Source organism: Alkalihalobacillus sp. NPDC127517, from assembly GCF_050276055.1.
In the GTDB taxonomy this organism is placed as follows: domain Bacteria; phylum Bacillota; class Bacilli; order Bacillales; family Bacillaceae_D; genus Alkalicoccobacillus.
On record NZ_JBNNQX010000005.1, the window covers coordinates 53,079 to 67,233 of the forward strand.

Consider the following 14,155-nt stretch of genomic DNA (forward strand, 5'->3'; position numbering starts at 1 on the left):
AGATACAAGACTATTACGTGGTTCATATGACTGAATTGAACTAAACCATTTGATGTAGAACATTAAGAAAAGGAGCTGAGACATAACATTAATGTAGCGAGTAAAACACGAATGTAGCAAATAATCCGCTACAGGAGAATCCCTCGCTTGTTCAAATAAAATCACGAAAGGCGAATGATTCTGCTATCGAATCATTCGCCTTTTTAAATTGATTTTTAGCTATGCCCCAGTCTCTTTCATCTTAACGAGGGTAGCTATTTAATTCCTCTAAAGAAATAAACGTTGGGATCGTTGCCCCTTTGTATTCCTCTTCGATGTATTCTTTTACTTCATCTGATTGATAAATTTCAACGAGACGTTGCAGCGTCGGATCGTCGGCATTGTCTCCGCGTGCAGCAATGATATTGATGTAAGGTGTAGCTGTTTCGTCTTCACGAGCAAGTGAATCTTCTGTTGGGCTTAGTCCTGCATCAACAGCAATTCCATTATTAATGACAGCAGCATCTACGTCTTGCATTAACCTTGGAGCATTCGCAGGAACAATCTCCGTTAGTTTAAGATTCTTCGGGTTGTCTTTAATTTTGTCTAATCCACTTGTTACACCAAAGTCATCATCAAGCTCAAGCAAACCTGCCTCTTGTAAAAGCATAAGATTACGCGCTTGATTTGTTACTTCGTTAGCAATTAGAATTTCTGCTCCATCAGGAATGTCTTCGATGGAATCGTAACGATCAGAATACACACCAAGTGGCGCAAGAATGGTTGTACCAATCGCTTCTAAATCCAAGTTGTTCTCTTCTCTGAAGTTATCAAAGTAAGATACGGTTTGGAACGCATTTGCATCAATATCTCCGTCCGCAAGCGCCTGGTTCGGTTGAACATAATCGTTAAAGCTCACAATTTCAATGTTAATGCCTTCTTCTTTAGCGATATCAGAGATAAAGTCCCACTGACGCGCATCTGTTCCCGCAATACCAATTTTGACCGTTTCTTCATCTCCTGAACCACATGCGGTAAGTGCTGCGAGTCCAAGTCCTGCTACCAACAATTTTAATGTGTTTTTCATAATACTCTCCACCCTTTTCTCTCTGTTTTATCTTCTTCTCGATCTCTTAGCAAGTAAATTTCCAAGTGATTGCAAGCCTTGAACCATAACAATTAATAAGATAACTGTGATTACCATTGTGGCATTGTCAAAACGCTGATATCCGTAAGTAATGGCAACATTACCAATTCCACCTGCCCCGATGGCACCTGCCATTGCAGTGGCACCGACAAGTCCAATCGTTGCAGTTGTAATACTTAAAATGAGTGAGCCTTTTGCTTCCGGTAATAAGAAACGGAAGATAATCTGTGTTTTTGACGCTCCCATTGAGTCAGCCGCTTCAATGATGCCGGGATCGACTTCAAGTAATGAGTTCTCAATTAACCTGGCAATATAAGGTGCTGCGTATACAACAAGCGGTACAACAGCTGCTTCCATTCCAACAGCACTTCCAACAATAAAACGTGTGAATGGGATTATTGCCACCATTAAAATAATAAAGGGAATTGAACGCAGCACATTAATAATTGGATTCAATATGTTAAAAAACCATGTACATTCAAGAATATGCCCTTTACGTGTCACAACGAGTACAACACCAAGTAAAATACCAATGATCGCTGAAAATAATAAGGATAAGAACACCATATATAACGTTTCATAAAGGGAGGTGATCAGTATATCCGTTGAAATGTTTGGTCTAATGGATTCTGGTAGGCTCTCAAGCATCAAGTTTCACCTCCGTTACAAGTAAATCTTTGTCTAGAATAAATTGAAACGCTGCTTCAAGTGACTCCGGTTCACCTTGTACTTCAACAGTTAAGCTCCCGAATGGTGTATCCTGGATTTCTGTAATGTTTCCAAAGAGTACATTGACATCAACGTCAAATTTTCTAACAAGCTCAGACAAAAGTGGCTTCCCAGAAGACTCACCTATAAATTCTATTTTGTAGATTCTCGTTTTTTCCGACCCTTGCTCCAGAATACGTCGTACACTTGCTGGAATTTGATCATTTACTACTGATCGAACAAAGTTTTTTGTAGTCTGATGCTGCGGTTTAGAGAAGACATCAAGAACCGTACCTTCTTCAATAATTCGTCCGGATTCCATCACGGCTACGCGATCGCAGATTTCACGGATCACTCCCATTTCATGAGTAATGATTAAGATCGTCACGTTAAATTCTGTATTCACTCGTTTAAGAAGCTGGAGGATGGCACTTGTTGTTTCTGGATCAAGAGCTGATGTTGCTTCGTCACATAGAAGAACGGCTGGATTCGATGCAAGCGCACGGGCGATCCCAATCCGTTGCTTTTGTCCACCAGAAAGCTGTTCTGGATAGCTTTCCGCTTTATCTGATAAACCAACAAACTCTAGTAATTCCGCTACTCGTTTCTTCACTTCTGCTTGAGGTGTACGAACAAGTCGCAAGGGGACAGCTACATTCTCAAACACCGTTTTTGATTGAAGCAAATTAAAGTGTTGAAAAATCATACCGATATCGCGCTTTGCCTTCTGCAATTGGCTTCCCTTTAATGACATAATGCTCTGGCCATTTACGATTACGTCCCCATCAGTTGGACGCTCAAGCAGATTCACACTCCGTATTAATGTACTCTTCCCTGCTCCACTAAATCCGATGACACCAGCAATTTGTCCTTTTTCTACACGAAATGTCACGTCATCAAGTGCCTTTACTTCGCGATCCGTTGTTTTAAATACCTTACTAACTCCCTTAAATTCAATCAATGGTCGTACCTGCCTTCCCTTAAAAATAGTCTATATCGATGAGGATACTAAGGTTTGAAAGCGATCTCTTACCCTTACTCTCATGTTTTCCTAAAAACAATAAAAACCCTCTTATTTAACTAAAAATAAGAGGGTTGAAATGATTGTTGTAAGTCATTCAGCTCTTATTATCCAGGTCTTTCACCTGCAGGAATTAGCACCTTCCGCAATTGCGGGGTTGCTGAAGCATCATCGGGCCAGTCCCTCTGCTCCTCTTAATAAGAATATGTGGTTGTGTTGTGTTAAAAACACAATATCAGAATTTGTCGAATCTGACAAGAGGTATTTCTTTTTTACAAGTATTGATATGCTTCTTTAGGATAAACGTTTAACAGTTTTGCGAGCTCAGTCTGCTGATCTTCAGCTACCTCCACAACTGCTTCAAAGATTAATCCTTCGTTCGCCAGGTTTTGTGCTTTTTTCGGCAAAACAAAGGTTACTGTATCTTTTGTATCCATCGACTTCACATGAATACGATCTTCAGTCACTTCCGTTACCTTGAACAGTCCACCTGTTGCTTCAGGATCGACCTTTTGATACTGAGGTAAAGAAAAACGTCCTGAATCAGATGACAGATTATACACTTGAACAGCTTCAATTAAAGAAGTCTCAAGCTCTGAGCAAACCGCAGAAGCGTCTGCATGAATGGCTGTTCCTACGTTCTGATCTAGCCACTTCGTAAATGCTTTAATTGTACTTAGTAGGTCTTTTACCTGTGTTTGGCTAATGACATCATTTTCAAAGAGATCAATAAGTAAGTGTTTTTTCCAGAAGTCTTTTGTGCAATCAGACCAATTCTTTGTTCTCTGTACTTCTAATGAGTAACGAATGGTGAATAAGCTTGTCCGGTACTTACGAACAGTACCTGCTGCCTTTCCATCTGTTTTCTCTTTAAAGAAGCGTAGAATAGGGTCATGGTAAAATGCATCAATCGTGTTTGGATTAAATCCTAAGTCCTCATATGTCTCAATATCCTCTTGTTTAACAGAAAGGAATTGATTGTTATGGTAATAGATTGGCTTTAAGCTACTATCCCGATTCTCTTTTTGAGTCACAAATGGCGACTCAGGTAAGCCTGCCTCTTTTCGGAAGTGATTGATATCAAATGTGATATCCACCGTTTGATACTTTGTAATCACTTGATCATATAGATTAAACTCGCTTTGTCTAAACCAGCTTTCAGCCTCTTCCATCCGGTTGTTATCAACCAGCTCGTAGATACTATGCTGATCAAGTGCAGGAATTGGCGCACTTAAGTCAAAGGATTTAGCTTGTTCCGCGTAAAGAGCAAAATATTCCGGTGGCTCCCCTGTCATTTGCAATAATTTATTCGAAAAGGCCATGGCCCCAGCTGGTTGTGTCTTGACTGATTCCTCTAGACTACCCACAAACTGCGGATAAGCCTCCATCAGTTGTTTAAACCACTCTGCCTTCTCTTCTGAGTATGTCGTATACGTCATGTGAGATCCAGAAAACTCAAGTGTCGCAACTGCATCGGCCATCAACACTTCGCTATCAACTGCACTATCTTTATACGTAGCCCAGTTTTCTGCTTGTGTTAAGTGTTTTTGCTGGTCGCGCCAATCGTAAACGACAAATTCGTCACGATCTTTTAGCAGTGTAGCTAACGTATTCTCTTGGTCCACATCTGCTTCAATTGTGATTTGAGTCAATTTTGACTGGTTCATTGAAGAAGGACGTTGTTCTTTTTGAAGCAGTGCCCCAAGTACTTCAGGGAAGAATTGTGTCATAGCTTCAACTGAAGAAACCTTTTGTTCAGCCATTAACTCGTCAACAGTAATCTTGGCGCGATCGATGTGATCCGGTGCTTGAAGAATACGAATGCCGTTAAAGAAAGGCGTTTCTCCAAAGAATTCAATTAAGCCAACTGTTCCGTACCAAGGTCTGAAGGTTGGAAGATTCTCTGTATCCTTCGTCATCTTGAACGTTTCCTCTGAGTAAAGGTCCAGAAAAACGATCTCCTGCTCAACCTGATCTACAGCCTGTACTAAACGAGGTTTAAGTGTTGTCCATTGTTCCGCTAATTCTTTTTCAGCTGATTGAAGTCGATGCCCCTCTTCTTGTAGGAACCACTTCACTCCTGTTAGCCCGTTCTCATGGGCGTAAAAGAAGTTTAGCCAGAAGTTAACATATCCTTCTTCAATACGTTCAGGAATTAACCGGTTCGAACGACGATGAAATTCTGATTGAAGGGTTAAGAATTCGCTATATGTAACCTTTTTATCCATAAATGCCTGTAGCTTTTTAGTCAGCTGATGCTTCTGCTGTGCAACACGTTCTTCACGTGCTTGATTGATATCTGTCACTTGCTTTTTATTCATGCAGCATTTCTTATATTTTTTACCGCTGCCACATGGACATGGTTCATTTCTACCTACTGTCATTTCCATACTAAACACCTCTATTAAGCTTTCTCAGTCTATAATGTAACATACGTTTGGTGGTTTCTGCTGAAAAATAAGTATTGGATATTATTAGAACAACCGGATTCTGCTAAGCAAACGAATAGAAAGAACCATCGTGGTCAAACTAAGCTCATTAAAAAGAATGGAAAGGAGGATCTCATATGGGCTTTCTATGGAGTTTGATTATTGGTGGTTTAATCGGTTGGGCAGCTGGAGCGATAACGGGAAAAGGCGTACCGTTTGGCATTATTGGTAATATTATCGCTGGATTTATTGGAGCCAATCTTGGTGGCTGGTTATTTGGAGATTGGGGCCCATCAGCAGGAGGATTTGCGATCATCCCTGCATTACTTGGCGCAGTTATCCTTGTCTTAATCGTTAGCTTTATCTTTCGTTCAATGCGCAAGAAATAAAGGAAAGCTATCCCGACCTAGTCAGGATAGCTTTTTTAGATTGAATCCTTTTGTTGAGAGGCAAGCATCGCCCGGTAAAGGTCCGATGTTTGCTTTAATTCCTGGTGTGATCCTTGTGCGACAATTCGCCCTTGATCCATGATCAGGATGTAATCGGATTTCATCGCAGTAGATACCTTCTGCGTAATCATAAGGGTTGTGCACTCATACCGTTTAAGTGCATACAAGAAACGGTGCTCCGTCTTTGCATCTAATGCACTGGTGCTATCATCCAGTAACAGGATTCGAGGGTTTCGAATAAGCGCTCGTGCAATGGCAATACGCTGCTTCTGACCTCCAGATAAGTTACTTCCTCTTTGACTAATATTGCCCTCATATTGATCCGGTAATTTCATAATAACATCATGAATTTGTGCGTCCATCGCCGCTTGTATCATCTCTTCATCCGTGGCATCTGGCTTCCCCCAGCAAATGTTGTCTCTGATACTACCCGAGAAAAGAAAGGTCTCCTGCGCAACATAGCTTATTTGTCTTCTCATTTGAATGACGTTAAAGGATTCGATTGGCTGCTCGTCAATTCTTATCTCACCTAATTCTGGACGATATAGACGAGGAATCAGTTGAAAGAGTGCAGACTTCCCCGATCCTGTTGCTCCCATAATCGCAACACGCTGACCCGACTGTACCTGAAAGCTAACGTCTTCAATGTCTGGAACCTCTTTTTCTTCATATGAAAACGTCACACCTCGAAATTCAATTGTTCCTTTGATCTGTTTGGTTTTTGCATCATCTTCAGCTATTTGTTCCTCCTCAAGCGTTTCGAGTACCTCAGTCAAACGTTCAGAGGAAGCCTTTGCTCTTGAAAAAGTCATAATCACGAGTGGAATAGAAGAAAGTGCTGCAGATATGCGCAAAACATAGTTCACAACCGCTACAACATCACCAACAGGAATGGATCCAGTGGGTATGGACTCACTTGCAAACCAAAGAATCAGAAGGATCGATCCATTCATGAGCAGCAACAGAACCGGCTGGGTTAGTTCCATTAAACGTAAGGAGGAGATGAGCTTATCCCTCAGGCTCTTATTTACATTGAGGAACCGAGTAGCTTCCGTTTTTCTTCTGACAAAGGCTTTAACGAGCTTAAAACCGAGCAAATTCTCCCTCATCACATGATTGACTCCATCAAGCTTCACCTGAACCAACCTGAATTGATCTGCTCCCCTTTTAAACACCCAACCGACAAGCATAATCACAATTGGAATCACAACAACTAAGACGAGTGCTAAACGAAAGTTGATAATAAGAGCCATAGTCAATGCACCGACGATGACTAAAGGCGGACGTAACATGTAACGAAGGGTCATCACGATGCTATTTTGAATTTGAGTCACATCATTTGTTAGTCTCATGATTAGTGAAGAGGTTGCAAACTGCTTCAGTCGGTCAAAGGAAGCGTACTGAATTCGTTTATACACCTGTTCTCGAATGTCATAGCCGGTGCTTTGACCAGCATGGGTTGCAAAAAAGGAATTCAACACCCCTGCACCAAAGGCTAGAAGGGTTAATCCCATCATAATCATGCCCCAAAACACAACCGTTTCCATATCTCCCTGCATGATTCCATCATCAATCATTCGAGCGAGCAAATACGGATGAAATAGCTCTACACTTAATTCCATTAACACAAGTACAATGGAGATCCCAACCATTGCCTTGTACTTCTTAAGGAAAACGAATATTCCCAATACACATTCCCCAATTCATTCTTAGATGGTCAGGCTCTCAGTTGGTTAAACCTATGAACAAGCTGGTTAAACGCTTGTTCTTCTTCTAGAAAAGCATTATGATTGCTTTCATTAAAAATAACAAGCTCTGAATGCGGTAAGCTTTCGTGAATCTCGATGGAGCAGTCAAGTGGGCATTGTCTATCGTACTTCCCACAACTAATGATTGCAGGTACGTTTACATGAGGAAGCTGCTCAAACAAGTTAAAGGCCGGTAACTCCTGATACGAAAAATAATCAAGTCGATTCCCGACGACCTTTCCACTACTTGGCTTCGAGAAATACTCCTCATATCGTTCAGGGCGATAGATCGACATCTGTGTCCATTCTTTACTTGCAGCCCTTCTTTCATCCACTGACTCACTCGTTTTAATGATATCAAGCAACTGCAGGACTCTTGAGTTGGCTGAATTTGAGCGATTGTAGATACAGTCTGGATGATTCATGTACTCATAGCTTCCAGCACCCGCATTAATCAGAATCTTTTCTAATGATCCAGGAGATTCAACGCCATATACCAATCCAAGCATTGCTCCTGTTGAATGACCTGCAAAGCTCCACGAGTCGATTTGCAAAGCACAGCGAATGGCTTCCAAATCTTCTACACCTTGTCGCATACTAAATTCATTCTCATCAGCAGCCTGACGCGAGTTCCCTGCACTGCGCAGGTTCACTAGATACACCGTAAACGCTTCCGTAAATGAATCAGCAAAATAGTTTCCTCGGTCGTTAAACTCACTATATAGATGGGTTATACATAACGGATCGCCTTCCCCACTAATAAACACTTCAAATATACCATGTTCCGTCTCAAGTAACTCCTGCTTCCACATTCGATTTCTCTCCCCTATCAGTTGGGATCTCGTTTTATTGCATCGATGATAAGTGATGGAAATTGAGGGTCATCACCTAGATTTCTAGGGTCACACTTAGATGATCTGTATATAACCCCGTCTGCTTTATTCCACTCTGATGTATGAAAGATTCCATGCTCATCAAAATATTCTAGCAAGGTGACGTGAAAGCCCGCTTTCTTAAATAAAGATTGGATTGTTTGATATGTATACACAATCTTGTGATCGAAGGCGGGGTGATCCTCGGGTCCCGGTCCTCCCACTTGTACAGTCCGTTGATACTCCTCATTCGGAAAAAAGCCATCAGGAACTGCACAACGAATATGTCCTCCCTCTTTCAAATAGTCCCTTACAAGATTTGCTGCAATAAGGCCTTCTTCGTAGGTAAGATGCTCCCACACATGTTCAGCTACAACCGCTGAGATTGATTCCTCTTCAAAGTTCTCAATCCAGCTTGAACGCTTCAGGAGGTTCAGTTCATCCTCTTCTGTATGAAGCCATCCCGGATTATTATTGTAGCCTCCCGCTCCGATTACAATCTTTAGTTCGCTCATCGTATCGTTCCTACTCCACTTTCGTTACGAAAGCCAAACCATACACTCCAGCGATCTTTCTCGATAATTTCTTGCTCTTGAGGAAGCTTTGATGAGATATACCTTACGAATGCATTTAATTGCTCATCACTTAATTCATGCAAAATAGTTCGGCCTCTTCTTGACTGCAAATCCTCTGCCAACTCATTCATGGTTGAATAGACAGAGCGCGTCTCCCACAATTCAACCCTTTCTACTCGCTTAAAGCCTGCCTCAAGCATTGCCTTCTGAACCGCTTCATCAGAAAACCTACGCTTCTTTTCCGTTTCTGCTAAAAACGGAAAGCATTCAAATAAATAGCCACGAATATGTGTTGACGTTCCTTCTACTAAGCAATCTTCAGGTGTGCGATCTTGAATGATTGCGACCCCGTCCTCTGGTGATAGGACACGAGAAATCTCTTTCATGTTAGGAAGTAGTTCAGCTAAATGATGAATGACTGCCCGTTCAACAACAACATCGAGGCTGCCATCACGGAGTGGCGCTAAGTTCTCTCCATCGGCAAAAACGTATTGAATGTGATCATTCGTTGTTTTTTCTTGGGCCGCTTCAAGCATCCGCTTAGAAGAATCCACACCTAGCACAGAGCTTGGCCCAAATTCCGCCAGCATTCTCGTGTAGATTCCACCTCCACAGCCAATGTCAGCTACTCGTTTCCCCTTTAGCTCAACCTTAGAAAGAATGAGCTGGATCCATTCCTGATGTGCAGTTCGTTCAGCGTACGTAAATTGATTTTCTAACTGATCAAATTTATTTTCCATTACACAACACCTCACTTTATCTAAACACTTCTCGATCCACACATTAATTTCCTGCTATTAACAGTTGCAACCGGTTTTATAAAGCAATCCTAAACCGCCAGACTTCTTTTCCTGCAAAGGTTTCATTTGATTCACGTAGCCTATTTAAAAATTCAAGTTCTTATTGACAATGACTGCCTTTAAATCTACTATTGATAATAGTTTTCATTTTCATCTAGAGAGGTTGAGAGAGTATGAATAATAGAACACATTCAATCATTGGTATTACACTAACATCCGCACTACTTCTAGGTGCATGTTCAACTGGAGAAGCAGACAATCAAGGCTCTCAAGCATCTGATGAGCATACTCTTACATTCGCATGGCCATATGATATTGGAAAATTGGATCCTCATGTTTACGTTCCATCTCAACTTTTCGCTCAGTCTATGATGTATGAGCCATTAGTTACATATGGAGAAGGAGGAGAATTAATTCCTCATCTTGCAGAGTCGTGGGACATCTCCGAAGATGGTCTGGAATATACCTTTCACCTACGTGATGACGTAGAATTTACAAATGGCACAAAGTTTGACGCTGAAGCTGTTCAATCAAACTTTGAAAACATTCTTGAAAACATTGATATACACAGCTGGTTAGGTTTCATTTCAAAAATTAACGATACAGAAGCCGTAGATGAATATACATTTAAACTTACATTAACGGAGCCTTATTATCCTACACTTCAAGAGCTTACCGTAGTAAGACCTGTGCGTTTTGGTGATACAGATGTTGAAGATCTTGACCCTGCATTACAAGACATTCAAAAGTCTGTTGGTACTGGTCCGTGGATCTTAGACGAATATAAAGTAGATGAATTTGCAACCTTTGTACGAAACGACGATTACTGGGGCGACCTTCCAGAAGAAGAATCCCTTACGATCAAGGTAATTCCTGATGCAGAGACCCGTGTTCTTGCTTTTGAAAAGGGTGATGTTGACCTTATATACGGAGAAGGAATTATCAGTCTCGATTCATTTAAACAACTTGAATCAACCGGTGAATATAAAACAAGCGTTTCTGATCCAGTCGCTACTAGACAGCTTGTTATGAACACAACGAAAGAGCAGCTTTCTGATGAACGCGTGAGACAAGCCCTTCATTATGGGTTTAATAAACAAGGCTTAGTTGAAGGCGTAACATCCGGACTTGAAGAAGCAGCAGACTACATTCTGCCTCCAAATATGCCGTACACTTCGAATATTGATGCAACAACGATAGAGTATGATCCAGATAAAGCGATTGAACTTCTTGAGGAAGCTGGGTGGACATTACCTAGCGGGGGCCAAGTTCGGGAAAAAGATGGTCAGCCTTTAGAGTTTGAATTAATGTACAATTCTTCGGAATCAATCCAAAAAACAATGGCTGAAACCTTACAATCTGAATGGACAGCCCTTGGAGTTAAGCTAGATATTGTAGGCATTGAGCTCAGCACACAAATCGAACGCTTTAAAGCGAATGATTTTGATATGAATTTCTATAGTAACTATGGTGCACCTTATGACCCTCATACATTTGCTAACATTATAGCAACAGAAGGGTTTGGTTTTAATGAAGCCATTTCTTCCTACGAAAACAAAGACGAAATCCTAGAACAAATTGATACAGTTCTCAAGTCAACAGATGAAGCAAAACGAGAAGAGCTTTACCGAGAAATACTAGGATCCCTGCAAGAACAAGCAGCCATTGTGCCAATATCCTATGTGAACAAAATTGCGCTGTACCAAGATGACATCTCTGATTTCTCGTTCTCTGCTAATAGAGATGAACATTCATTTTCAGGTATAAGACGTAACTAGGAATGAACGGGAGTACAACAATATGAGCATGTATATCGTGAAACGAATACTAATGATTGTTCCGATCTTTCTTATAGCGACGTTTGTTACCTATGGAATGATTAGTTTATCTCCGGTTGATCCGGCAGAAGCCTATTTTGCAGCTTCACACATCCAAGCAACCGATGAAATGATCAAGGATAAAAGGGCAGAATTAGGGTTAGATCAACATTTTGTTGTTCAGTACTTAGAGTCTCTTAAAAAGATAAGTCAATTAGATTTCGGCTTATCTTATCTTACAGACAAGCCTGTGTTTCAAGAGATTACGTCAAGAATGTCGGCAACCATTCAGTTATCCATCTCAAGTTTACTAATTGCCATTGTTGTTAGTGTTCCGATCGGTTTCTTTGCAGGCATGAAGAAAAACAGCTTAGTTGATCATCTCAGTCGGGCCCTCTCTTTTATTGGGGCTTCCATTCCATCATTTTGGTTGGGTTATTTGTTAATCTTTTTTCTATCCGTAAAGTTTGACTTGTTCCCTGTTGAAGGAACCGGTTCGTGGCAGCACTTAGTCTTACCTTCACTCACACTTGCTTTTCCGTTAATTGCCGTTTACACACGACTTTTACGCACAAGTGTCATGGATAATTTAAAGGAGCCCTATGTATTATTTGCTCGTACCAGGGGCCTCCGTGAGAAGTTAATTATCGGAAAACATCTATTCCGGATGTCTATTTCCCCAATGATTGCAGGACTTGGAATGAATCTTGGAAACTTAATGACAGGGGCCATTATTGTTGAAGTTGTCTTCTCATGGCCTGGCTTTGGACGATATTTTATTGATGCTTTGTTTAATCGTGACATTCCTGTCATTCAAGGATATGTGGTACTCGCTTCCGCTATTTTCCTACTTGCCAATCTACTAGTGGATCTATTGCAAATGATGATTGATCCAAGAATTGCAAGGGTTAGAGGTGGATCAAAATGACGACTACATTCCGAAGCTTTTTCTACAGTCATAAAATGATGGTAATCTCCTCATTTATTTTAGGAATTATTTTCATAATCGCGCTTATTGCACCTTATATTATGCCGAACGATCCTACCTTAGTTGATTCAATCAATCGATTACAGACACCTTCGTGGACCTATCCGCTCGGCACGGATCACTTAGGTAGATGTATCCTTTCAAGAATCTTATTTGGCGCACGAATCTCACTAGGGTACGCGTTAGTTATCTTTTGTTCAGCACTAGGCATTGGCTTGGTGGTTGGCGTAATTGCCGGCTATGTAGGCGGATGGGTTGACCAAGTCCTTATGAGATTTGCTGATGGACTCATGTCAATTCCAAGTCTTATCTTTGTTCTAGGTTTTGTTGGTATCTGGGGAGCAGGTCCTACGCAAGTCATTATTGGGCTCGTTCTTGTACAGTGGGTATACTATGCAAGAGTCGTTCGAGGCATGGTACTAAGCCTAAAAAGTCAAAACTATATCACAGCTGCAAGAATTAGTGGTTCTTCTTCTGTTGCGATTATTCGGAAGCACATTCTTCCAAACATCCTGCCTTCGCTTGCAGTCATTGGAACGCTTGAGATGGGCTGGTCGATCATGAGTTTATCTTCTCTGTCCTTTCTCGGACTCGGTATTCAACCACCTACACCGGAGTGGGGCTCAATGATTCTTGAAGGAAAATCATATATCCGTACTAATCCAATGGTTATGGTGTATCCTGGGGCCATGATTATGCTTGTGGTCATTAGTTTTAATTTACTGGGTGAATCCTTATCCGAAAAATATGCTGTGAAAAGACGTTAATAAAAGTGAGGGTTATGATGGAAGAGCAGAAGATTCTTAGCGTTTCGAATTTACAAACAGACGTTCAAGCACATAATGGCCTTTCGCCTTTAATCAAAGACATCTCTTTTCAGCTTAAAAAAGGGAAAATACTTGGCATTGTTGGTGAAAGTGGTTGTGGCAAAACCGTCACAAGTATGTCGATCCTCCAGCTTCACAACAAACAAACGATGCAAGTACGGGGTAGCATTCAATTAAAAGGACAAGAATTAAATGGAATCGGTGAAAAGAAAATGCGATCGATTCGCGGAAAAGAAGTCGCATTTATTATGCAAAATCCAATGAATGCCTTTACTCCCGTATTCACAATCGGTCAGCAATTCATTGAGACGCTGCGAACTCATTTATCCCTCTCTAAAAAAGAAGCGGCTGAGCTTGCTGTAGAAACCATGCAGAGCGTTAATCTAAAAGATCCAAAAGAACTTATGAAAAAATATCCATTTGAGTTGAGTGGCGGCATGCTTCAACGAGTCATGATTACCATTACCGCATCCCTAAAGCCGGCACTTATTGTCGCAGATGAACCAACAACGGCTCTTGATCTATCAAGTCAACTATCCGTATTACGGTTACTTGAGGATGTACGATCAACGTACGGAACCTCTATTCTTTTGATCTCTCATGACCTCGGTGTTATCTCTGAGATGGCTGATGATGTGATCGTCATGCAAAATGGACAGATCGTTGAATCAGCTCCAGTCTTAACGTTGTTTGACAAACCAAACCATGAATACACCAAGAGATTATTAAGGACTAGACCTTCCCTTTATGCAGAAGGTCAACCTTACTTTTATTCAAACGGGTGAATCCCTTTAG

Annotated in this window: 13 protein-coding genes and 1 riboswitch; of the genes, 5 read left to right on the forward strand and 8 right to left on the reverse strand. The window is 41.1% G+C overall.

Annotated elements, in window-relative coordinates; genetic code table 11:
• Positions 1-241 precede the first annotated feature (241 nt).
• From ACQKKO_RS07700 to ACQKKO_RS07715, 4 genes are all read right to left on the reverse strand, one after another.
• Positions 242-1,066 (reverse strand): MetQ/NlpA family ABC transporter substrate-binding protein, encoded by an 825-nt coding sequence (locus tag ACQKKO_RS07700; RefSeq protein WP_498645897.1) that lies wholly within the window; start codon positions 1,064-1,066, stop codon positions 242-244.
• Between the two features lie 27 nt (positions 1,067-1,093).
• Complete coding sequence (locus ACQKKO_RS07705; protein WP_498646328.1) at positions 1,094-1,774, reverse strand: methionine ABC transporter permease; 681 nt, start codon at positions 1,772-1,774, stop codon at positions 1,094-1,096.
• Positions 1,767-2,795, reverse strand: coding sequence for a methionine ABC transporter ATP-binding protein (locus tag ACQKKO_RS07710; protein WP_498645899.1), 1,029 nt, complete (start codon positions 2,793-2,795; stop codon positions 1,767-1,769). Before ACQKKO_RS07710 ends, ACQKKO_RS07705 begins: the two co-directional genes overlap by 8 nt.
• Before the next feature lie 161 nt (positions 2,796-2,956).
• Positions 2,957-3,059, reverse strand: a riboswitch (SAM riboswitch).
• A gap of 68 nt (positions 3,060-3,127) precedes the next feature.
• Positions 3,128-5,245, reverse strand: coding sequence for a YecA family protein (locus tag ACQKKO_RS07715; protein WP_498645901.1), 2,118 nt, complete (start codon positions 5,243-5,245; stop codon positions 3,128-3,130).
• A gap of 176 nt (positions 5,246-5,421) precedes the next feature.
• On the opposite strand from ACQKKO_RS07715, the gene ACQKKO_RS07720 reads away from it, so the two are divergent.
• On the forward strand, positions 5,422-5,673 hold the full coding sequence (locus tag ACQKKO_RS07720) for a GlsB/YeaQ/YmgE family stress response membrane protein (RefSeq protein WP_498645903.1): 252 nt from the start codon (positions 5,422-5,424) through the stop codon (positions 5,671-5,673).
• A 35-nt stretch (positions 5,674-5,708) separates the two neighbouring features.
• Here ACQKKO_RS07720 and ACQKKO_RS07725 read toward each other — a convergent pair whose 3' ends face one another.
• The 4 genes from ACQKKO_RS07725 to ACQKKO_RS07740 all read right to left on the reverse strand — a co-directional run bounded on the left by ACQKKO_RS07725 (position 5,709) and on the right by ACQKKO_RS07740 (position 9,668).
• On the reverse strand, positions 5,709-7,385 hold the full coding sequence (locus tag ACQKKO_RS07725; protein WP_498646330.1) for an ABC transporter ATP-binding protein: 1,677 nt from the start codon (positions 7,383-7,385) through the stop codon (positions 5,709-5,711).
• Between the two features lie 65 nt (positions 7,386-7,450).
• Positions 7,451-8,293 carry an alpha/beta fold hydrolase gene (locus tag ACQKKO_RS07730; RefSeq protein ID WP_498645905.1) on the reverse strand — a complete coding sequence of 281 codons (843 nt, stop codon included), beginning with the start codon at positions 8,291-8,293 and terminating at the stop codon, positions 7,451-7,453.
• Between the two features lie 17 nt (positions 8,294-8,310).
• Positions 8,311-8,868: a class I SAM-dependent methyltransferase gene (locus tag ACQKKO_RS07735; RefSeq protein ID WP_498645907.1), complete on the reverse strand. Its 558-nt coding sequence runs from the start codon at positions 8,866-8,868 to the stop codon at positions 8,311-8,313.
• Positions 8,865-9,668 carry a class I SAM-dependent methyltransferase gene (locus ACQKKO_RS07740; protein WP_498645909.1) on the reverse strand — a complete coding sequence of 268 codons (804 nt, stop codon included), beginning with the start codon at positions 9,666-9,668 and terminating at the stop codon, positions 8,865-8,867. The genes ACQKKO_RS07735 and ACQKKO_RS07740 overlap by 4 nt, the downstream gene beginning before the upstream one ends.
• Positions 9,669-9,901: 233 nt before the next feature.
• Here ACQKKO_RS07740 and nikA point away from each other — a divergent pair, with 233 nt between their 5' ends.
• Genes nikA through ACQKKO_RS07760 form a run of 4 tightly spaced genes read left to right on the forward strand, consistent with a single transcriptional unit; the run spans position 9,902 to position 14,145 of the window.
• Positions 9,902-11,506 carry a nickel ABC transporter substrate-binding protein gene (gene nikA, locus ACQKKO_RS07745; RefSeq protein ID WP_498645911.1) on the forward strand — a complete coding sequence of 535 codons (1,605 nt, stop codon included), beginning with the start codon at positions 9,902-9,904 and terminating at the stop codon, positions 11,504-11,506.
• Between the two features lie 22 nt (positions 11,507-11,528).
• Positions 11,529-12,473: a nickel ABC transporter permease gene (gene nikB / locus ACQKKO_RS07750; RefSeq protein ID WP_498645913.1), complete on the forward strand. Its 945-nt coding sequence runs from the start codon at positions 11,529-11,531 to the stop codon at positions 12,471-12,473.
• Positions 12,470-13,300, forward strand: a complete 831-nt coding sequence (gene nikC, locus ACQKKO_RS07755) for a nickel transporter permease (protein ID WP_498645915.1) — start codon at positions 12,470-12,472, stop codon at positions 13,298-13,300. The genes nikB and nikC overlap by 4 nt, the downstream gene beginning before the upstream one ends.
• A gap of 17 nt (positions 13,301-13,317) precedes the next feature.
• Positions 13,318-14,145 carry an ABC transporter ATP-binding protein gene (locus tag ACQKKO_RS07760; RefSeq protein WP_498645918.1) on the forward strand — a complete coding sequence of 276 codons (828 nt, stop codon included), beginning with the start codon at positions 13,318-13,320 and terminating at the stop codon, positions 14,143-14,145.
• Positions 14,146-14,155: the final 10 nt, after the last annotated feature.